This window comes from Brevundimonas sp. FG8 (assembly GCF_057808845.1).
Genome location: NZ_JBMDIU010000001.1, coordinates 70,842 through 91,470, shown reverse-complemented (window position 1 = coordinate 91,470; position 20,629 = coordinate 70,842). Strand labels below are relative to the sequence as shown.

Annotated in this window: 19 protein-coding genes; 9 read left to right on the top strand and 10 right to left on the bottom strand. The window is 67.5% G+C overall.

Annotation, left to right across the window (positions count from 1 at the left end; genetic code table 11):
- Window positions 1-57 precede the first annotated feature (57 nt).
- Window positions 58-657, top strand: a complete 600-nt coding sequence (gene phaR, locus ACODRV_RS00395; RefSeq protein ID WP_488907050.1) for a polyhydroxyalkanoate synthesis repressor PhaR — start codon at window positions 58-60, stop codon at window positions 655-657.
- Complete coding sequence (locus tag ACODRV_RS00390) at window positions 654-1,001, top strand: hypothetical protein (protein ID WP_488907049.1); 348 nt, start codon at window positions 654-656, stop codon at window positions 999-1,001. Before phaR ends, ACODRV_RS00390 begins: the two co-directional genes overlap by 4 nt.
- Before the next feature lie 306 nt (window positions 1,002-1,307).
- Here ACODRV_RS00390 and ACODRV_RS00385 read toward each other — a convergent pair whose 3' ends face one another.
- Entirely contained in the window at window positions 1,308-1,748 is a 441-nt protein-coding gene (locus tag ACODRV_RS00385) for a hypothetical protein (protein ID WP_141625720.1), read from the bottom strand.
- Between the two features lie 104 nt (window positions 1,749-1,852).
- On the bottom strand, window positions 1,853-2,581 hold the full coding sequence (locus ACODRV_RS00380) for a glycosyltransferase family 2 protein (RefSeq protein WP_141625719.1): 729 nt from the start codon (window positions 2,579-2,581) through the stop codon (window positions 1,853-1,855).
- Window positions 2,582-2,672: 91 nt separating this feature from the next.
- Between ACODRV_RS00380 and ACODRV_RS00375 the strand changes: the two genes are divergently transcribed.
- Genes ACODRV_RS00375 through ACODRV_RS00365 form a run of 3 tightly spaced genes read left to right on the top strand, consistent with a single transcriptional unit; the run spans window position 2,673 to window position 5,553 of the window.
- Complete coding sequence (locus ACODRV_RS00375; protein WP_141625718.1) at window positions 2,673-4,349, top strand: ArnT family glycosyltransferase; 1,677 nt, start codon at window positions 2,673-2,675, stop codon at window positions 4,347-4,349.
- A complete protein-coding gene (locus ACODRV_RS00370) occupies window positions 4,346-5,263 on the top strand; it encodes a hydroxymethylglutaryl-CoA lyase (protein WP_488907048.1) in 918 nt (305 codons plus the stop codon). Before ACODRV_RS00375 ends, ACODRV_RS00370 begins: the two co-directional genes overlap by 4 nt.
- A 47-nt stretch (window positions 5,264-5,310) precedes the next feature.
- Window positions 5,311-5,553 (top strand): hypothetical protein, encoded by a 243-nt coding sequence (locus ACODRV_RS00365; protein ID WP_488907047.1) that lies wholly within the window; start codon window positions 5,311-5,313, stop codon window positions 5,551-5,553.
- Window positions 5,554-5,561: 8 nt separating this feature from the next.
- Here the strand turns inward: ACODRV_RS00365 and ACODRV_RS00360 are convergent, their stop codons facing one another.
- Window positions 5,562-6,437 (bottom strand): lysozyme inhibitor LprI family protein, encoded by an 876-nt coding sequence (locus ACODRV_RS00360; protein WP_488907046.1) that lies wholly within the window; start codon window positions 6,435-6,437, stop codon window positions 5,562-5,564.
- A 470-nt stretch (window positions 6,438-6,907) separates the two neighbouring features.
- On the opposite strand from ACODRV_RS00360, the gene ACODRV_RS00355 reads away from it, so the two are divergent.
- Both ACODRV_RS00355 and map read left to right on the top strand, forming a co-directional pair.
- Entirely contained in the window at window positions 6,908-7,120 is a 213-nt protein-coding gene (locus tag ACODRV_RS00355; protein ID WP_420471164.1) for a ParD-like family protein, read from the top strand.
- A complete protein-coding gene (gene map, locus ACODRV_RS00350; protein WP_488907045.1) occupies window positions 7,117-7,884 on the top strand; it encodes a type I methionyl aminopeptidase in 768 nt (255 codons plus the stop codon). The genes ACODRV_RS00355 and map overlap by 4 nt, the downstream gene beginning before the upstream one ends.
- Before the next feature lie 239 nt (window positions 7,885-8,123).
- On the opposite strand, the gene putA is transcribed toward map, so the two are convergent.
- Window positions 8,124-11,249, bottom strand: coding sequence for a bifunctional proline dehydrogenase/L-glutamate gamma-semialdehyde dehydrogenase PutA (gene putA, locus ACODRV_RS00345; protein WP_488907044.1), 3,126 nt, complete (start codon window positions 11,247-11,249; stop codon window positions 8,124-8,126).
- A 109-nt stretch (window positions 11,250-11,358) separates the two neighbouring features.
- Here putA and ACODRV_RS00340 point away from each other — a divergent pair, with 109 nt between their 5' ends.
- Both ACODRV_RS00340 and ACODRV_RS00335 read left to right on the top strand, forming a co-directional pair.
- Window positions 11,359-11,820, top strand: coding sequence for an Lrp/AsnC ligand binding domain-containing protein (locus tag ACODRV_RS00340; protein ID WP_141625712.1), 462 nt, complete (start codon window positions 11,359-11,361; stop codon window positions 11,818-11,820).
- 85 nt (window positions 11,821-11,905) lie between these two features.
- The gene (locus ACODRV_RS00335; RefSeq protein ID WP_141625711.1) at window positions 11,906-12,991 is read left to right on the top strand and encodes a glycosyltransferase family 4 protein; all 1,086 of its coding nucleotides are present in this window, start codon (window positions 11,906-11,908) and stop codon (window positions 12,989-12,991) included.
- Between the two features lie 92 nt (window positions 12,992-13,083).
- Here the strand turns inward: ACODRV_RS00335 and ACODRV_RS00330 are convergent, their stop codons facing one another.
- From ACODRV_RS00330 to ACODRV_RS00305, 6 genes are all read right to left on the bottom strand, one after another.
- Window positions 13,084-14,136 carry a substrate-binding domain-containing protein gene (locus ACODRV_RS00330; protein ID WP_488907043.1) on the bottom strand — a complete coding sequence of 351 codons (1,053 nt, stop codon included), beginning with the start codon at window positions 14,134-14,136 and terminating at the stop codon, window positions 13,084-13,086.
- A 175-nt stretch (window positions 14,137-14,311) separates the two neighbouring features.
- Window positions 14,312-15,709, bottom strand: a complete 1,398-nt coding sequence (gene lpdA, locus ACODRV_RS00325) for a dihydrolipoyl dehydrogenase (protein WP_488907042.1) — start codon at window positions 15,707-15,709, stop codon at window positions 14,312-14,314.
- Entirely contained in the window at window positions 15,706-16,347 is a 642-nt protein-coding gene (locus tag ACODRV_RS00320; protein ID WP_488907041.1) for a hypothetical protein, read from the bottom strand. The genes lpdA and ACODRV_RS00320 overlap by 4 nt, the downstream gene beginning before the upstream one ends.
- 157 nt (window positions 16,348-16,504) lie before the next feature.
- The gene (locus ACODRV_RS00315) at window positions 16,505-18,253 is read right to left on the bottom strand and encodes a dihydrolipoyl dehydrogenase family protein (RefSeq protein ID WP_488907040.1); all 1,749 of its coding nucleotides are present in this window, start codon (window positions 18,251-18,253) and stop codon (window positions 16,505-16,507) included.
- Window position 18,254: 1 nt separating this feature from the next.
- Window positions 18,255-19,379: an alpha-ketoacid dehydrogenase subunit beta gene (locus ACODRV_RS00310; protein WP_488907039.1), complete on the bottom strand. Its 1,125-nt coding sequence runs from the start codon at window positions 19,377-19,379 to the stop codon at window positions 18,255-18,257.
- Window positions 19,380-19,381: 2 nt separating this feature from the next.
- Complete coding sequence (locus ACODRV_RS00305; protein WP_141625705.1) at window positions 19,382-20,617, bottom strand: 3-methyl-2-oxobutanoate dehydrogenase (2-methylpropanoyl-transferring) subunit alpha; 1,236 nt, start codon at window positions 20,615-20,617, stop codon at window positions 19,382-19,384.
- Window positions 20,618-20,629 lie beyond the last annotated feature (12 nt).

Below are 20,629 nucleotides of genomic sequence, written 5' to 3'. Positions count from 1 at the left end.
GACTTTCGCACTCGCAACGCGGACACTGTGGCGTTGCAACAGGAACGGGGACAGCGCGTGGCTGACAAGAAGTCCGGTGCGGGAGACAACGTCGTCATCAAGAAGTACGCCAACCGGCGGCTCTACAACACGGCGACTTCGGCCTACGTCACACTGGAAGACCTCGCGCGGATGGTCCGCGAGGGGACCGAATTCGTGGTCTTCGATGCGAAGACCAATGAGGACCTGACCCGTCAGATCCTGACCCAGATCATCTTCGAGGAAGAAAGCCGCGGCGAGGCCCTGCTGCCCGTCCAGTTCCTGCGCCAGCTGATCGGCTACTACGGCGGCCATATGCAGGGGGTCCTGCCCTCCTATCTGGAGATGTCGCTCGACAACTTCACCCGCCAGCAGGAGCAGATTCGCGGCCAGTTCTCCAAGGCTTTCGGCGGCGCCCCCGGCGCCGGTTTGATGGACGAGGCGGTGAAGCGGAACATGGCCATGTTCGCGGAAGCCATGAAGATGTGGCCCGGCTTCGGCGGCGTCGCCCGCCAGGCCACACCGGCCCAGACCCCGGCTCCCGCCGCTGACGAGCCCGGCGCGCCCGATCCGCTGGAGGACATGCGCCGCCAGATGGACGAGATGCGCGCCCAGCTGGACAAGCTGTCTAAGGGATGACCCGGCCGGTCGACGGCATCGGCCCGGTCGAGGCTCCGGAGCGGCGCGCGTCCGAACGCCGGGAGCGACAGCGCCGGGCCGGCTCGACCTCGCGCGCCCTGGTGCCGGTCGAGACTGCGGCAGAAGAGGCCCAGCCCCCGGCAAGAGCTGCCGCGACCCCGCCCCCCGACGGCTCGGCGGCCATCTTCACCGCCCAGATGATGGGGCAGACCGGCCAGAAGCGCGGGCTCAAGGGCGGTCAGCCCGTGCTGGACGCGGCCCGCAGCGCCTATCTGGGAACCGAGTATTCCGGAACTGTCGACCGCCGCCCCAAACCGGGCCGCACGGAAGACACCGACATCTAGACGCCCGGCACGGTCCTTGCTGGCGACAGGTCAGATCGACCCGTTCCGGAACCCGTCATGCCCCGCTTCCTGACCCGCGCCTTTGACATCACCGTCGTGACCCTGATCTTCGTGGCATTTACCTGAGTGGCCTAACGCTCGGCTCGCGGAGCCTCGCTCCTTGAGGCCGGAACAAGTTCCTCCCCCTTCAGGGGAGGGGGACCGCGCGAAACGTGGTGGAGGGGCGCCCGACACAAGCGCCGTCAAACAACGGGCCTCAAGCAGCGAGCGACCGCGTCGCGAGCGTTAGGCCCCAAAAAGGAGCCCCTACGCGCCGCCGCCGAAGTCCAGATCCTTCCGGGCCGAGATGATCGTCACGATGAAACCGGCCAGCACGTCCAGCATGACCATCACCACGATCAGGAAGAAGGTCGAGGTGGCGAAGCCCTTCATCAGCAGGAACTCGACCAGCACGATGATGAACAGCACCATCGACAGGGCGTGATTGACGATCGCGACTTTCTGGCTGGAGGTCGACTTCAGCAGCTCGAAGAACAGCAGGATCAGCGACAGCAGCAGGATCAGGTCGCCCACCCCCACGTTCCAGCTGGTCCCCGAAGCCATCGGGATCGAGAACATCGGGTCGCGCAGAATGGCGTCGGCGCCGCCCGCGGCCAGGTTCACATCCCCGCCCGACATGACGTTCGACAGCACCACGATGTTGTACAGGACCACCGGGATCAGCAGCAGCGGCAAGGCGACCAGCATCGGCGAGGCTCCATTCCCGGCCGCTCACGGCCGCGCTTGTTAACGATAGATACCCCGGATCGCTCCATACCGCTACGCCCGCTCCCCCGGCAGGCGAACCGGGCTCAGAACTCGCTGATCGCGCCCGGCTTGCGCGACCGGGACTTGAGCCACATCACGCCCAGCAGGTCCGAGAAGGAGGCCATCAGCCGCCCCCAGTTCGTATACTTCGATCGCCCGGTCTCGCGATGGCGGTGGTCGACGTCGAGGTAGCGGTTCTCATACCCCTCGCGGATCATCAGGGCGGGCAGATAGCGATGGATGTGGTCGAAGTACGGAAGGCGCAGGAAGACGTCCCGACGGAAGGCCTTCAGCCCGCAGCCGGTGTCGTCGGCATCGTCCGACAGCAGGTTCTTGCGGATGCGGTTGGCCCAGCGCGAGGCCCAGCGCTTGGCTTCCGAGTCCTGCCGCCTGGCGCGCACGCCGCCCACCAGCGCCACGTTCGGCGGCGAGGCGGCCAGCAGGTCGGCCAGCTTGGGCGCGTCGGCGGGCGGGTTCTGCCCATCGCCGTCCAGCGTGACGACGATGGCGCCCCGCGCGGCCAGCACCCCGGTCCGCACGGCGCGGCTCTGGCCCGCGTTGGAGCCATGGCTCAGCACCCGCAGCTGCGGCAGCTCGCCCTGCAGGGCGCGCAGCTCATCCAGCGTCCGGTCCTTCGAGGCGTCGTTGACGAACACCATCTCGAACGAGCGCCCGGCGAAGGCGGCGGCGATCTCGCGGGCCAGCGGGCCAGCGGCGCCCTCCTCGTCATGGACGGGAACGACGACGGAGATGTCGGGAGCGGCTTCGGTCATAATCGCTCTCTAGCCGGTTTCGCGCCCGGACGGGAGCCATGCTCCGCACACCGCATGACGGCGCCGGAACCGGCGTGGTAGGACTGCATCCATGATCCGTCCCGACCTCGACAAATACATCGCCGGATGGCGCGGCCCCTTGCTGGCGGCGCTGATCGCCCTGTTCGCTGGACTGCCCGTGCTGGCGCTGTTGCCGCCGCTGGATCGGGACGAGAGCCGCTACGCCCAGGCGACGTCCCAGATGCTGGAGAGCGGCGACTACGTCGACATCCGCTTCCAGGACGATCCGCGCTGGAAAAAGCCGGTCGGCATCTACTGGATGCAGGCCGCCGCCGTGGCCGCCACGTCCAGGGTCGAGAACCGGGACATCCAGCCCTACCGCATCCCCTCCATCCTCGGCGCCATGATGGCCGCCGCCGCCATCGCCTGGGTGGGGCAGGCCATGTTCGGCAACCGGGCGGGCTTCCTGGCGGGCGCCATCATGGGCGCCTCCTTCCTGCTCTCCACCGAGGCCGGCATCGCCAAGACGGACGCCATGCTGTGCGGAGCCGTCACCCTCGCCATGGCCGGGCTGGCGCGCATCTATCTGGCCTCGAAGGCCGGAGAGGCTCCACAACGACCTCACAAGCTGATGTTCTGGTTCGGGCTGGGGCTGTCGATCCTGATCAAGGGCCCGATCGGCCTGATCGTCATCGCACCGGCCATGCTGCTGGTCTCGGCCTGGGACCGCGACTTCCGCTGGCTGAAGCGGCTCGGCTGGGGCTGGGGACTGCCGCTGGTGGCGCTGCTCGTGGGGCCATGGGCCATCGCCATCACCATCGCCACCGACGGCGGCTTCTGGCGGGAGGCCATCGCGGGCGATCTGGCGCCCAAGATCGCGGGCGGCCACGAGAGCCACGGCGCCCCTCCGGGCTACTACCTGATCGCCTCGCTGATCACCTTCTTCCCGGCCACCCTGCTGCTGCCTGCCGCGGTCTCGACCGGCTGGCATCGTCGGGCCGAGCCGACGATCCGCTTCCTCGTCTGCTGGCTGGTCCCGGCGTGGATCATCTTCGAGCTGACCCCGACCAAGCTGATCCACTACAACCTGCCCACCTTCGGCGCCCTGGCCCTGCTGGCGGCCGCGGCCCTGACCCGGCCCATCGGCAAGGTCTCGCGCTGGACCGGGGCCGGGCTGTCCGTCTTCGTCGGCGTCCTGCTGGCGGCGGGCGTGGTCTATGGCCTGACCGAGTTCGGCAAGTCGACCGCCCAGACCTGGGCCACCATCACCATCGTCTTCGCCGTTCTGGCGGGCCTGATCGGGGCCTTCCTGCTGATGCACCGGGCGGCGGTCACCGCCGTGCTGGTCAGCATCACCCTGGGTGTCGTCGCACACGGCGCGCTGGCGGGCACCCTGCGCCAGTTGCGCCCGCTGTCGGTCTCGCCCCAGCTCGACAAGGCGCTGTACGACAATGACCTGCACCCACGTCAGGGTCGCCCCGGCCCTGTCGCCATCGCCGGCTATCACGAGCCCAGCTTCGTCTTCCTGACCGGGCGGGACACCGAGCTGACCGACGCCGAGGGCGCCGCCAAGGCTCTGGCCGAGGGCCGCCCGGTCATCGTCGAGGAGCGTGAGGCCGAAGCCTTCCGCGCGGCCACGGCCCGGATCGGCGTCACCGGCCGGGTGGTGCGCGAAGTGCGCGGCCACAACTACTCGCAGGGGGATGACGTGGACCTGTTCCTCTACGCCCCCACCGGCGCGGCCCTGACGACGGCGCCGGGCCAATGAGCCGCCGCATCACCATCGTCGAGGTCGGCCCCCGCGACGGCCTGCAGAACGAGAAGGCGGTGCTCGAGCCCGCCGTCCGCGCCGACTTCGTCCAACGGCTCGAGGCCGCCGGCGCGCGTCGGATCGAGGCCGTCAGCTTCGTCCATCCGAAGTACGTCCCGCAGATGGCCGGGGCTGAAGAGGTCATGGCCGCCCTGCCGCACCAGGAGGGCCGCAGCCGCATCGGTCTGGTCCTGAACGGCAAGGGCTATGACCGGGCCCTCGGCACGGCGGTGGATGAGGTGAACGTCGCCATGTCCGCCACCGACGGCTTCGGGCTCAGGAATCAGGGTCTGACCGTGGACCAGCAGGTCGAGATGCTGGCCGGGATCATCGCCGGTCGGGCCAATGCGGGCTCCGCGACCGGCGACGCACCGTCCCTGTCGGCCACCCTGTCCTGCGTCTGGGGCTGCCCCTTCGACGGCGAGGTCGGGGTCGATCAGGTGGCCGGTCTGGTCGGCCGGATCGCGGCCTTGGGCGTGGCGGAGATCGCCCTGGCCGACACCATCGGCGTCGGTGACCCTTGGGCCGTCACCCGCAAGGTCGAGGCCGCCCGCAAGGCCGCGCCGGAGGCGATCCTGCGCCTGCATTTCCACGACACCCGCAACACCGGTCTGGCCAACGCCTATGCGGGCGTGGAAGCGGGCGTGGACATCCTTGACGCCTCTGTCGGCGGCATCGGCGGCTGCCCCTTCGCCCCCGGCGCGACCGGTAATATCGCCACCGAGGACCTGGTCTACATGCTCGAACGGGCCGGGTTCGAGACCGGCTACGACCTCGACCAGTTGATCGGAACGGCCCGCTGGATCGGCGAGAAGATAGGCCGTCCGGCTCCGAGCGCGCTCAGCCGCGCGGGCGGATGGCCGAAGGGCTGAGACCTTGGCCGTTTGAAACCGGATCGGGGCTTCGGCTTTCCCTTCCTATGACCATGGACATCGACACCCTCCTCGAAGGCGGTCCGTCCTATGGCGTCATCGACGCCCGGGACGGCTATCTGCTGTACGGTCGTGAAGGCCAGGAGGCGGCGTTCAGCGCCCTCGCCGAGCAGGTCGAGGCCGCCGCCGACGGCTTCGAGGTCATCCCCCTGAAGGACGAGCATGACCGCTGTGACCGGCTGTTCATCGCACCGCTGACCGAAGAGAAGAGCTTTGAGTCAACTCGCTAGAGCGGTCGTCAGTAGCCGGCCCAACTCCTCAAGGCGCTTACCCGCTCGCGCGTCATTCGCGCATCGCAACGCATCCGCGCGGCCTCGCGCTCGGTGGGCTCGGTCGAGTACTGGGCGGCCTCCAGATTGCAGTCGGCGCGCTTGCGCTGGTTCCAGGCGGTCTGGTTCGCGGCAAGCTGATCCTGGGCATCCTTGGGCATGGCATCCCACATCGCGGTCAGGGTCTGGCGGGACAGGTCATACTCGGTGCGAGCCTCGGAGAGCACGGCCTGCCGCTGGGCGGTCTGGGCTTCGAGGTTCAACCGGTCCTGTTCCGCCGCAGCCTGCGCCTCCGCTGTCTTGACCCTCTGGATTTCTCCACTCGCCAAGTGCGCGACGACCATTTCAGCGAGGAAGTTCACCAGCGAATCCGGCTGCTCGATCTCTCCGTAGATTTTCTTACCGTCATCGGTGGGCTGGACCGAGAAATCGAGATCGTAGGTGAAGGTATCGGCTGACCGCTCAACCCCGTACTGATCCGCAAGGGTTTCAATCGTGCCCGCGCCGATCAATTCATAGCTCTTCTCCGCGTCCGCAATCATCGCTGCCGGGAACACGGCCTTAAACGACCCCGCGCAAAATTTGCGACTGCTGTCAGGGTCTTCTTTCGAGGTCCGGACGTCCTCGATGGCGAGTTGGATGAGGGCCAGACTGGCGCGCAGATTGGCCATCGACGCGATCTGGCGATCACCGTCACGCAAGTCGCGGGCGGCTCGCTTCTCAACTTCTTCTCGCACGAGATCTATGATCACGGCTTGAGAATCTTCGCTCAGGCAAGTTCCGGCAGCAGGACCACCGAGCCCGCAACCTGAGACCATAAGGCTAACAGCCAAGGTGACGGCCAAGGCAGCCTTTTGAAGATACGACATATTCCCCCCGGAAGTTCAAAAGCCAAGCTCGTTAGCCCTAGCGGGCCGGAACTCACGGATCAACCAGCGGTATCAACGGCGCCGCCCCCGCCCAAGAGTTCACTCCCCTTTCACGCCACTCCGTCATGGGAGGAGGGGGATTTCATGGGAGGGTTGATCTGGTCATCGTAACTCCCTTCGCGACCTGCCTCGCCGCACGCGAGGCGAACACACAGGCCCTGCAACGCGGTAGGTTCTTGGAAACTGCCCCCTGCGGATGACCCCGGCGGAGGACGATAGCGTGACCCTCAAGACCGGTAGCGGACGGTTCGATATGCCCGTCGTCATCACGGCGAGAGGAGGATCGGCCATCGCCTGCGTGGGTGACACGGCGCTGACCCCGCCTTGAAACCACCCGGTCAGACCTATATGCCGCATATACGAAACGTATATTCGGAGTTCGCCCCATGGGCATCGTCAACATCGAGGATGAGCTGCACGAGCAGTTGCGCCGGGCCAGCAAGGCGTCGTGCCGGTCGATCAACGGACAGGCGGCCTTCTGGATGCGGATCGGCATGCTGGGCGAGTTGAACCCCGGCCTGACGTTCCAGGAACTGGCGGCGCGCGAGCTGAAGGCGGCGGGCGTGGACGCATCCCCGGCGACGGGAGCAGCGGCATGACCAAGACGCCGGAAGAGATCGAACTGATGGCCGAGTCCGGGCGCCTGCTGGCGTCCGTATTCGCCCACATCGACACCCTGCCGCTGGCCGGCATGAGCACCATGGAGGTCAACGACCGGGTCGAGGCCTTCATCGTCAACGACCTGAAGTCGCGGCCCGCGTCCAAGGGCCAGTACGGCTACGGCTTCGTGCTGAACTGCTCGATCAATGAGGTGGTCTGCCACGGCGTGCCGTCGACGGAGGAGATTCTGAAAAACGGCGACATCGTCAATCTGGACATCACGCTGGAGAAGAACGGCTTCATCGCCGACTCCTCCAAGACCTATCTCATCGGGGAAGTGGCGGCGCCGGCGAAGCGGCTGGTGCGGACCACCTATGAAGCGATGTGGAAGGGCATACGGGCGGTGAAGCCGGGCGCGACGCTGGGCGACATCGGTTTCGCCATCGAAAGTCATGCGAAAAAGGCCGGCTATTCGGTTGTGCGCGACTACTGCGGGCACGGCATCGGACGCGAGATGCACGAAGACCCGCAGGTCCTGCATTTCGGCAAGCCGGGCAAGGGTCTGACCCTGCGCGAGGGCATGACCTTCACCATCGAGCCGATGCTGAATCAGGGCCGCGCGGGCGTCGAGACCGGCGACGACGGCTGGACCGTCACAACCGTCGACGGGAAGCTGTCCGCCCAGTTCGAGCATACCGTCGCGGTCACGAAGGACGGCGTGCGGGTGCTGACGCTCCGGGCCGAGGAAAAGGCGGCGGCGTAGGCTGAGATTGCAGCTGGCGCTCACCTCTCCGTTCGCGAAGGCGAATGGAGAGGACAGATCGACGCGTCAGCGGCGATCAGGAGAGGGCGGCTCCGTCAGGGCAGCAGACGCCTCGAACACCGGTGTCGGCGGCTAACCGTCGACCTCCTGCGCCGCCCCCACCTGATCGGCGAAGTCGCCGATCTGTCCTCCCCATCGCCTTGAAGGGGCGACGGGGAGGTGAGCCGGTGAGATCAGGCCTACAGATTCAGCAGCGCCGGGTCGCCGCCCTGGGCGGAGATGTTGTTGCTGATGGCCTTTTCGGACGCATAGCGGATCAGGCTGTAGGGGCCGCCCGCCTTGGGGCCGGTGCCCGACAGGCCCTCGCCGCCGAAGGGCTGGACCCCGACCACCGCGCCGATGATCGAGCGGTTGATGTAGACATTGCCCGCCGGAACCAGACGGGTGACCTCTTCGGCGAAGGCCTCGATACGGCTGTGCACGCCCAGCGTCAGGCCGTAGCCGCGCTGCGCCAGCTTCGACGCCGTCTCCTTCAGCTTCGACGGCTCGTAGCGGCAGATGTGCAGGATCGGGCCGAAGACCTCGCGCTCCAGATAGTCGGGGGTCGGGATCTCGGCGATGGTCGGGGCGAAGACGTGGCCCTTGTCCGAACCGGCGGGCAGTTCGGCGCGGGCGATGATCTTCGCGTCGCCGCCCAGACGGTTCAGGTGGGCCTCCAGCATGGCCTTGGCGTCGGCGTCGATGACCGGGCCGATGTCGGTGGACGGATCGGTCGGGTCGCCGACGACCTGGGCCGCCAGCGCGCCCTTCAGGCCTTCGATCAGGGCGTCCGCCGCCTCGTTCGGCACATAGAGCAGACGCAGCGCCGAGCAGCGCTGACCCGACGAACCGAAGGCCGACAGGATAACGTCGTCGATCACCTGCTCCTTCAGCGCCGTGGTGTCCACGAACATGCCGTTCAGGCCGCCGGTCTCGGCGATGAAGGGGATGATGGCGCCCGGACGGGCCGCCAGCGCGCGGTTGATGGCGCCGGCGGTGTCGGTGCCGCCGGTGAAGGCGACGCCGTCGATGCCGGGGTGCGAAACCAGAGCCGCGCCGACGGTCTCGCCGCGCCCCGGAACGAGGGCCAGCAGGTTCGCATCCAGACCGGCCTTGTAATACAGGCGCACGGCCTCCGCGGCGATCAGCGGGGTCTGTTCGGCGGGCTTGGCCAGCACGGCGTTGCCGGCGGCCAGGGCGGCCGCGATCTGGCCGGTGAAGATGGCCAGCGGGAAGTTCCACGGGCTGATGCAGGCGAAGATCCCGCGACCGTGCAGGACCAGCGAGTTGATCTCGCCCACCGGGCCCTTCAGCTCCTGCGCGCCGCCGAAGTCACGCTCCGCCAGCATGGCGTAGTAGCGGCAGAAGTCGGCCGCCTCGCGCACCTCGGCGACGCCGTCGTTCAGGGTCTTGCCGGCTTCGCGCGACAGCAGGGCGACCAGACGATCCATGTCGGCTTCCAGCGCATCGGCCATGGCGCGCAGCACCGGGGCGCGGCCCGCGCCGCCCTTGCGGTCCCAGACGATCTGGGCGCGGGCGGCGGCGTCCACGGCCGCATCAATGTCTTCCGCCGAAGCTTCCGAGACGTGACCCAGCACCTGCGTCGTGTCGAACGGATTGGTCACGTCCTGCGCGTTCGTTCCCGCCTTCAGCTTGCCGCCGATGATCGGGCCGGAGGTCAGCTTCTCGCTGTCCACCTTCTGAAGGGCGAGGGCGTGCCGCTCGCGGTCGGCGAGCTGGGAGTAGTCGCGGCCGAGCGAGTTCTGGCGGTCCATGTACATATCCTTCGGAACGGGGATCTTGGCGTGACGGTCGGGATGAGCCTCGACGGTCGTGATGGGGTCAGCGGCGACGGCCGCGGCGGGGACGCGCTCGTCCAGCAGGGCGTGGACGAAGCTGGAGTTGGCGCCGTTCTCCAGCAGGCGACGCACCAGATAGGGCAGCAGGTCCTCATGCCCGCCGACGGGGGCGTAGGCGCGCACGGTCACCGGCCCGAAGGCGTCGCGGGCGGCGTCGTACAGGGCCTCGCCCATGCCGTGCAGCCGCTGGAACTCGATCTTCACACCGCGCTCCGACGCCATCTTGTAAACGGCGGCCAGCGAGTGGGCGTTGTGGGTCGCGAACTGGCTGTAGATATGCGGCGCGGCCTCGATCATCAGTCGGGCGCAGACCAGATAGTTCAGATCGGTCGCGGCCTTGGTGGTGAAGACCGGATAGTCGGTGCGGCCGAACTGCTGGGCGCGCTTGATCTCGGTGTCCCAGTAGGCGCCCTTGACCAGACGGACCATCAGGCGACGGCCCGAGGTCTTCGCCAGCTCGGCCACGCGACGGATCACTTCCGGGCAGCGCTTCTGATAGGCCTGCACGGCCAGACCGAGGCCCCTCCATTCGCCCAGCTCCGCCTCGTTGGCGAGCCGGTCCAGCAGCTTCAGCGACAGGGCGAGGCGGTCGGCCTCCTCCGCGTCCATGGTGAAGTTGATGTCGTACTTCGCGGCGATCAGGGCGAGGCGCTTCACGCGCGGATACAGCTCGGACCAGACGCGATCCTCGTGCACCGCCTCATAGCGGGGCGACAGGGCCGACAGCTTGACCGAGACGCCGTGGCCGACTTCCGGCCCCTGACCCTTGGCGGTCTTGCCCACGGCCTCGATGGCGTCGGCATAGATCTTCTCATAGCGTTCGGCGTCATGGGCGGTGCGGGCGCCCTCGCCCAGCATGTCGAACGAGCACAGCCAGCCTTCCTTGTTCGAGCGCTTCAGCGCCGCCTCGATGGTGCGGCCGACCACGAACTGCTCGCCCATGATGCGGACGGCGGCGGCGACCGCCTCGCGGATCACCGGCTCGCCCAGACGGCCGACGATGCGCTTCAGGAAGCCGGGCAGGTCCGTCTTCGCCTCCTCGTCGACATCCACCAGCTTGCCGGTCAGCATCAGGCCCCAGGTCGAGGCGTTGACGAACAGGCTGTCAGATTGGCCGAGGTGCGAGGCCCAGTCTGCCGAACCGATCTTCTCTGCGATCAGGCGGTCGCGGGTCTCTTCGTCCGGAGTGCGCAGCAGGGCTTCGGCCAGGCACATCAGGGCCAGACCCTCGCGGGTGCCCAGCGAGAACTCCTGCAGGAAGCTTTCGACCACGCCCTGCTTCTTCACGCTGCGGCGGGCGCGCTCGACCAGATCGGTGGCCGAGGCCAGCACGGCGGCGCGTTCGGCGGCGTCAAGCGGCGTGCGGTCCAGCAGGCCGCGAACGGTCGCGGTCTCATCGGCGAATTTGCCGTGGTCCAGCGTATCCCAGCCGGCGACGCTCGAGGGGGTGAAGGCGACGGTGGTCATGGGCGCGGATATCCTGTGTGATCGGCCATATATGGCGGACAACTCCGAATGTGCATCGTATGATGGACCGCAGAGTCGAAGATCGTTCGGCCACACAGGGTCTGAACCGATGGAAAAGCTTGATCCCGTCGACCGCCGCCTGCTCAAGGCCCTGCAGGAGGACGGCCGTATCTCCAACGCGGAACTGGCGCGGCGCTGCAATCTGTCGCCCGCCGCCTGCTTCGAACGGGTCCGGCGGCTGCGCGAGAAGAAGGTCATCACCGGCTACGCCGCCCTGATCGACCCGGCGAAGGTGGGGCGGGGCCTGATGATCTTCGTCGAGGTCCTGCTGGACCGCACTACCGGCGACATGTTCGAGGCCTTCGCCGAGGCCGTGCGCCGCCAGCCCGAGGTGCTGGAGTGTCATATGGTCGCCGGCGGCTTCGACTACCTGATCAAGGCCCGCGTCGGCGACATGGACGCCTATCGCGCCTTCCTGGGCGACGTTCTGGTGCGGATGCCGGGGGTCCGAGAGACCCGAACCTATGCCGTTCTCGAAGAGGTGAAGGCGACGACGGCCCTGCCTCTTTAATGGGGCCGCTGTAGCTTCGTCTCGCCAACGTCATCGCGAAGCGCTAGACCATTCATCCGATCAACGGCGGAGCCTTTCGGCCCACATGCGCATCGTTCTGGCCACCGACGCCTGGGAGCCCCAGGTCAACGGCGTCGTCCGCACCCTGTCCCGGATCACGGCGGAATGCCGCGCCATGGGTCATGAGGTGGAGGTCGTTGAGCCGAGCCAATTCAAGACCATCCCCTGCCCCACCTATCCGGAGATCCGGCTGGCGCTGGGCGCGGAGGAAGAGATTCGCGAGCGCCTGCGCGCCTTTGAGCCCGAGGCTGTTCACATCGCCACCGAAGGCCCGATCGGCATCGCCACGCGCCGCATCTGCGTGGAATGGAAGCTGCCGTTCACGACCAGCTACCACACCAAATTCCCCGAGTACGTCTCGGCCCGGTTCCCGATCCCGGTGCAGGTCGGCTACGCCTATATGAAGTGGTTCCACAAGCCGTCGGGACGGCTGATGGTCGCCACCCCGACCCTGCGTGACGAGCTGACGGCGCACGGCTTCCGCAACGTCTCACCGTGGACGCGGGGCGTGGACACCGAGCAGTTCAACCCCGATCTGCCGCGCATCTATGACGAGCTGGGCGGCAAGGACTGGCCGCGCCCGTTCTTCCTCAATGTCGGCCGGGTGGCGGTCGAGAAGAACATCGAATCCTTCCTCGAACAGGACCTGCCGGGCACCAAGATCGTGGTCGGCGACGGTCCGGCGCGCGAGGAGCTGCAGGCCAAGTATCCGGAAGCGAAATTCCTCGGCGCCCGCTTCGGCGAGGAACTGGCGCGATGCTTCCGCGACGCCGACGTCTTCGTCTTCCCCAGCTGGACCGACACCTTCGGTCTGGTGATCCTCGAGGCCATGGCCACCGGCACCCCGGTCGCCGCCTATCCGGCCCACGGCCCGATCGACATCATTCCGGGCTCGGACGCCGGGGCCATCGACGAGGACCTGCGCACCGCCTGTCTGAAGGCGCTGGAATGCGACCGGGCCACCGTCCGCGCCTATGCCGAGAAGTTCAGCTGGCGGGCCTCCGCCGAGCAGTTCATCGAGAACCTGCAGCCCTATCCCGAACCGGACCGCGGCCGCTTCTGGCGCCGCCTGCGCCGGATCGCCCGCCTGCGGAGACGGGCGGCGGCCTGAATCATCCTTCTCCCCTTGGAGGAGAAGGTAGAGGAAAGCAAAAGGCCCCGGATCGCTCCGGGGCCTTCTGTTTTTTCAGGCGACGTCCGAACTCAGTTCGGCGCGGTCATGACCGTCAGCGCCTGGGCGATGGCGCGCTGGGCGGCCAGCTGGTCTTCCGGGAGCGGCACCAGACCCCGGTCCTGCAGATAGCCGCCGCGACCGGCGGAGGCTTCCGACATGAACTCCATGACGAACTGCTCAAGGCCCGGCGTCACGCCGACGTGCTGCTTCTTCACATAGATGTAGAGGCTGCGCGCCAGCGGATAGGTGCCATCCGCGATGGTGTCGGCCGAGGGGGCCACGCCGTTGATGGTCTCGGCCTTCACCGTGTCCATGTTCTGCTCGAGGAACGAGAAGCCGAACACACCCAGCGAACCCGGCGTGCGGGTCAGGGTCTGGACGATGGCGTTGTCGTTCTCGCCCGAGTCGATCCACTGCTGGTCCTCGCGAACCGTGTGGGCGAGGGTCTCGAAGCGCTCCTTGTCGGCATCAGCCAGGGCGGCCAGAGCCGGGATCAGCTTGGCGCCCGGCGCCATGCCCAGCTCCAGGAAGGCGTCGCGGGTGCCCGAGGTCGGCGGCGGGCCGTAGACCTGGATGCGCTGGTTCGGCAGGGCCGGGTTCACCTGATTCCAGGTGGTGGCCGGGTTCGGCACGAAGGCGCCGTTGGCGCCCGGAACGTCCTTGGCCAGACCCAGATAGATGTCTTCCAGACGGAAGTTGAAGCTGTTGCCGGTGCGGGCGGTGGCGATGACGATGCCGTCATAGCCGATCTTGATCTCGACGATGTCGGTGACGCCGTTCTTCTGGCAAAGCTCGAACTCCGACTTCTTCATCGGGCGCGAGGCGTTGGCGATGTCCGGGGTGGTCGGGCCGACACCCTGACAGAAGGCCTGAATGCCGCCGCCGGTGCCCAGCGCCTCAACGCGCGGCGCCGCGCCGCCCTGGGTGCGCTGGAAATTCTCGGCCACGCGGGTGGCGAAGGGGAAGACCGTCGAGGAGCCGGCGGCCCAGATGCCGGAGCGGGTGGCGGTGTTGTTGTCGCCGCAGGCGCCGAGGGCGAGCAGGGCGACCGCCGAGGCGGCGGCGAGCAGGGCGCGGGTCATCGTCAGTCTCCGGACAACGGGTAAGGTGCGCCGCTTAGACCAGAGGATTGTGACGGTTGGGCGAAGGGGAGGACGAGGCAGTAGGGAATAGGCAGTAGGCAGTAGGGAGGCCTGACAGTCGACCAGAGCCTCCGGCCGCCCCTACTGCCTATTCCCTACTGCCTACTCCCTCCACTCAGATATGGATCGCGTGACCCAACGCGCGCAGCGACGCCTCATGGAAGGCCTCGCCCAGCGTCGGGTGGACGTGGATGGTTCCGGCCACGTCCTCCAGCACCGCGCCCATTTCCAGCATCTGGGCAAAGCTGTTCGAGAGTTCCGAGACGTGCTGGCCGACGGCCTGAACACCCAGCAGACGGTGGTCGGTCTTCGACGCCAGAACACGGACGAAGCCACCGTCCTCGCCGGCTTCGATGGCCAGCGCCCGGCCGATGGCCATCAGCGGGAAGACCGCCTGGATCACATCGTCGCGGCCCGCCACATCGTGCGGCCCGAGGCCCGCCGAGACAATTTCCGGCTCGGTGAAGCAGACGGCGGCGATGGTGACGGGATCGAAGCGCTTGTCATGGCCCGCAATGATCTCGGCGACCACCTCGCCCTGCGCCGAGCCCTTGTGGGCCAGCATGGGTTCGCCGGTCAGGTCGCCGACCGCCCAGACGTTCTTCATCGAGGTGGCGCAGCGGTCGTCGATCTTCACGAACGGCCCGGCCATGGCCACGCCCATGTTCTCCAGCCCGAAGCCCTTGGTGCGCGGCTTGCGACCGACGGTGACCAGCACCTTGTCGGCCTTGATCTTCAGCGCCTGACCATCGGCGCCGGTGACGTTCAGCGCGCCGTTCTCGAAGGAGCCCGCCTTGGCGCCGAGGTGCAGTTCGACGCCGTGCTTCAGCAGCCATTTGGCGACCGGCTCTGTCAGGGCCTTGTCGTAGAGCGGCAACAGGCGGTCGGCCATTTCGACAATGGCGACTTCCGCGCCCAGCTTGCGGAAGGCGATGCCCAGCTCCAGCCCGATATAGCCGCCGCCGACGACGACCAGCTTCTTCGGAACGTCCGGCAACGACAGCGCCTCGGTGGACGAGATCACGTCGCCGCCGAAGGGCAGGAAGGGCAGTTCGACCGGCTCGGAGCCCGTCGCCAGAATGACGTGCTCGGCGGTGATGGTGATGTCGCCGTCGGCGGTCTTCACCGTGCAGGTCTTGGCGTCGGCGAAGGTGGCCCAGCCGTTGATGACCTTGACCTTGGCCTTCTTCAGCAGGGCCGCGACGCCGTTGTTCAGCTTCTTGACGATGCCGTCCTTCCACTCAACCGTCTTGGACAGATCGACGGCGGGCCTGGCCGCCGTGATGCCCAACGTCCCGCCGTCAGCGGCCTTGGCCACCGTCTCGAACTTGTTGGCCGCATGGATGATGGCCTTGGACGGAATGCAGCCGACGTTCAGACAGGTCCCGCCGAGGCCATCCCCGCCGTCCACCAGCACGGTGTCGAGGCCCAGCTGGCCGCAGCGAATGCCCGCGACATAGCCGCCGGTGCCGGCGCCGATGATGAGGACTTTGGTTTTGAGGGTCTGGGTCATGAGGTCTTGGATTTCTTGGTTCGCGCGGTGCGACCGCGTCCGATCAGGAAGCCGAGGAAGAGGGAGATGATGGAAGCGCCGCTGACCCATGGAAGCCAATGCGGCAAGGTCGGTCGGTGGTTCTGGTTAGCCACGGACGCGGGGGGCCACTCCGGCATAACCGGGCTGTCGGGGCGCGGGGCCAGATCGCCACGCATCTGGAGATGTCCGAGACGGACCATGGCCTCCGCACCCGTCCGCGCCCCCGCCGGCTCGACATGGATCAGGCTCGGGTCCCGCTCCCCGTCCGGCGCCACAAACACGAAATAGCGCCCGCCGTTGATCCGTTGGACCTGGAGCTCGTCCTCATCGAAGAACCACTCGGTGCAGGCGCCCGGTGTGAAGTTCAGCGTCAGGGCCTGCCCGGGAGCGTTGCCCCAGACCGTCTCCACCGGCTTCATTCGAACCATAAACTCGTCTGACGGATAGCGAGGGTCCGCCGGGCGGAAGTCCTCCGCGACCGCGACATAGACCGAGGTCACGGAGTGAAAATAGGCCATGCGATAGACGGCGTTGTCCGGTGACCGTGTGCAGGCCACGGCCGGAAAGGCAAACGCAGAGGCCAGACCAAGGGCGGTCAGCAGGACCCTGATCTTCATCGACAGCCTCCCTCTCTCCGCTCATCCCCGCGAAGGCGGGGCCCCAGTTCTGTCCAGCCTGACGCCAGCGCCTCAGAACCATCGTTTCGTCCCACGCCTCTACGCTCCATCACCCAAAGCACCGGGCCCCGGCTTTGCCGGAATGAGCGGACAGGGATTACATCCACAACGTCGCGGGATGCTCCAGCAGGCCCTTGATGCGCTGGACGAAGACGGCCGCGTCGTGGCCGTCAACGATGCGGTGATCGAAGGACGAGGACAGGTTCATCATCTTGCGGACGACCATCTGGCCGTCCTTCACCACGACGCGCTCGATGATCTTGTTCGGACCGACGATGGCGACTTCCGGGTGGTTGATGATCGGGGTGTGAACCACCCCGCCCAGCGTGCCCAGCGAGGTGATGGTGATGGTCGAGCCCGAGAGCTCCTCGCGCTTGGCCGAACCGTCCTTGGCCGCGCCCGAGACGCGGGCGATCTCGGCCGCCGTGTCGTAGGGATCACGAGCCTCGGCGTGGCGGACCACCGGCACCATCAGGCCGTTCGGCGTCTGGGCGGCGATGCCCAGATGCACGGCGGCGTGCTCGGTCAGAATGCCCGCCTCGTCGTCGTAGGTGGCGTTGATCTGCGGCTGGTCACGCAGCGCCACCACGATGGCGCGGGCGATGAAGGGCAGGACGTTCAGCTTGGCCTTGCCGGTCTTCTTCGCCTCGGCGTTCAGGTGAGCGCGCAGCTCCTCCAGCGCCGTGACGTCGATCTCCTCGACATAGGTGATGTGCGGGATGCGACGGACGCTCTCGGCCATCTTCTCCGCGATCTTCCGGCGCAGGCCGATGATGCGGACCTCGGTCGCCCCCTCGGCCCTGGCATAGGTCGAAGAGGAAGAAGCGGACGTGGACGTCCGCGCTCCGCCGGCGACAAAGGCGTCGAGGTCGGCGTGCTCGATGCGGCCGGCCGGGCCGGAGCCCGGCACGAACTGAAGTTCGACCCCCAGATCGCGAGCCCGGTTGCGCACGGCGGGCGAGGCCAGCGGGCGTTCGCCGCGCGTGGAGAGGGTGCGCGGGGCAAGAGCCCCTCCACCGCCTTCGGCGGTCCCCCTCCCCATTCCTTCGGAACGGGGAGGAGACTTGGTCGCCGTCTCCTCCCTGTCCGCGCGAGCGGATGGGGAGGTGGCGCGGCGCTCTTGCGCCGTGACGGAGGGGTTCTGGGCCGCAGGCGCAGCCGCCGAAACATTGCCCTTGCCCTCGACCTGGAAGCTGACCAGCGGACCGCCGACGGGCACCTGCTGACCGGCTTCGCCATGCAGGGCGACGACCGTGCCGGACACCGGCGAGGTGATCTCGACGGTCGCCTTGTCGGTCATGATGTCGGCGAGGATCTGGTCCTCGGACACCGTGTCGCCGACCTTGACGTGCCAGCCGACCAGCTCCGCCTCGGCGGTGCCTTCGCCCACGTCGGGGAGCTTGAAGACGTAGTTGGCCGAACCGGCCGAGCCCTCCCCATCGAGGGGGGAGGGTTGGGTGGGGGTGGTGGCAGGCTGTTGGGCGGCTTCCGCAGAGGGGCTCGACACCGCCTCACGCGCCACATCCTGAGGCGCAACGGCTCCACCCCCATCCCCGGCCCTTCCCCCCTCGAGGGGGAAGGGAGAAGGCTCGGCATTACCCGCGCCCTCGACCTCGAACTCCACCAGCGGGCCGCGCACGGGGACCATCTGGCCGGGTTCGCCGTGGATGGCGATGACCTTGCCCGAGACCGGGGCGGTGATTTCGACGGTGGCCTTGTCGGTCATGACGTCGGCGACGATCTGGTCCTCGGCGACCACGTCGCCGACCTTCACGTGCCAGCCGACCAGTTCGGCCTCGGCGGTGCCTTCGCCCACGTCGGGCAGTTTGAAGACGAAACGACCCATGTCAGCGACCTCCGCTCATGGTGGCTTTCAGGGTGTCGGCCACGCGTTGGGGGCCGGGGAAATATTCCCACTCGAAGGCGTGCGGATAGGGCGTGTCCCAGCCGCAGACGCGGGCGATCGGCGCTTCCAGATGATAGAAGCAACGCTCCTGCACCAAGGCCGACAGCTCGGCGCCGTAGCCCGAGGTCTTGGGCGCCTCGTGCACGATCACGCAGCGGCCGGTCTTCTTCACCGAGGCCTCGATAGTCTCGATGTCGAGCGGCACGAGGGTGCGCAGGTCGATGACCTCGGCGTCCACGCCCGCATGTTCGGCGCCCGCCAGCGACACCCAGACCATGGTGCCCCAGGCCAGGATGGTGACGTCATTGCCCTCGCGCATGACGCGGGCCTTGCCGATCGGCTCGACGTATTTGCCGGTCGGAACCTGGGCCAGTTCCTGCGTCTTCCACGGCGAAACCGGCTTCTCGTGCCAGCCGTCGAACGGGCCGTTGTAGAGGCGCTTGGGCTCGAAGAAGATGGTGGGGTCGTCGTCCTCGATGCAGGCCGTCAGCAGGCCCTTGGCGTCATAGGGGTTGGACGGCACCACGACCTTCAGGCCGGCGATGTGGGTGAACAGGCTTTCCGGCGACTGGCTGTGCGTCTGGCCGCCGAAGATGCCGCCGCCGTAGGGGCTGCGGACGGTGATCGGAGACGTGAACTGCCCGCCCGAGCGGTAGCGCAGCTTGGCGGCTTCCGAGACGATCTGGTCGTAGGCCGGATAGATGTAGTCGGCGAACTGGATCTCCACGACCGGACGCAGGCCATAGGCGCCCATGCCGATGGCCGCGGCGACGATGCCGCATTCCGAAATCGGGGCGTCGAAGCTGCGGGTCAGGCCGTGCTTCTGCTGCAGTTGGTCGGTGACGCGGAAGACACCGCCGAAATACCCGGCGTCCTCGCCGAACGACAGGACGTTGCCGTCCTCGGCCATCTTGACGTCCAGGGCCGAGTTCAGGGCCTGGATCATGTTCATCGGCACGACGTCGCCGCTCGCAGGCGTCGAGGCCGGGGCGTTGGAGGCGCTGACCATGTCGGGCTCGACGCCGTCGTTGCGGTCGGCCTCGGTGAAGGTGGTTTGCTCGGCCATGCTCAGACTCCGACCTCGCGACGTTGTTCCACGAGGCGCCAGTCCTCGGTGGCGAAGACTTCCTCGAACATGGTCTTCACGCTGGGACGCGACTGGCCGAGCGTGCCGATGGCTTCGGATTCCTTGCCGGCGGCGCGGACCTGTTCAACCGCATCTTTCTCGGCTTCTTCCTGCTGCGCCTCGGACCATTCGCCCAGCGCGATCAGGTGCTGCTTCAGGCGGTCCACCGGATCGCCCAGCGGCCACTTCTCGTGCTCGTCACCCGGGCGGTAGCGGCTGGGGTCGTCCGAGGTGGAGTGGGGCGCGCCCCGGTAGGTGAACAGCTCGATGACCGTCGCGCCCTGATTGGTGCGCGCCCGCTCCTCGGCCCACTTGGTGGCGGCCCAGACGGCGAGGAAGTCGTTGCCGTCCACGCGCAGGGCCGGAAGGCCGTACCCGATGGCCTTGGACGCGAAGGTGGTCTCCAGACCGCCCGCGATGCCCATGAAGGACGAGATGGCCCACTGGTTGTTGACGACGTTCAGGATCACCGGCGCGCGGTAGACGGCGGCGAAGGTCAGGGCGTTGTGGAAATCGCCTTCCGCCGTGGCTCCGTCGCCGATCCAGCTGATGGCGATCTTGTCATCGCCCTTGTAGGCGCTGGCCATGGCCCAGCCGACGGCCTGCGGCACCTGGGTCCCGAGGTTCCCCGAGATGGTGAAGAAGCCGTACTCCTTGGACGAGTACATGATCGGCAGCTGGCGGCCCTTGATCGGGTCGGAAGCGTTCGAATAGATCTGGTTCATCATCTCGACCAGCGGATAGCCGCGCGAGATCAGCAGTCCCTGCTGGCGATAGGTCGGGAAGCCCATGTCCTCCCGGCGCAGGATCATCCCCTGCGCGACCGCGATGGCCTCCTCGCCGGTGCACTTCATATAGAAGCTGGTCTTCCCCTGACGGTGGGCGCGGTGCATCCGGTCGTCGAAGGCGCGGGTCAGGATCATGGCCTTCAGGCCCTGACGCAGGGTCTCCGGGTCCAGATTCGGATTCCAGGGCCCGACCGCCTTGCCGTCATCGTCCAGCACGCGGACCAGCTGGAAGGCGTGATCGCGCATCTCATACGGCGTGGACGCCACGTCCGGGCGATCCACAGCCCCGGCGGCGTCGAACCGCAGGTGGCTGAAATCCGGGGCGTCGCCCGGCCGGCCCGAGGGCTCGGGCACGCGCAATGACAATTGGGGCGTATTGGGCTTCTTCATTCCGTCCTGCCG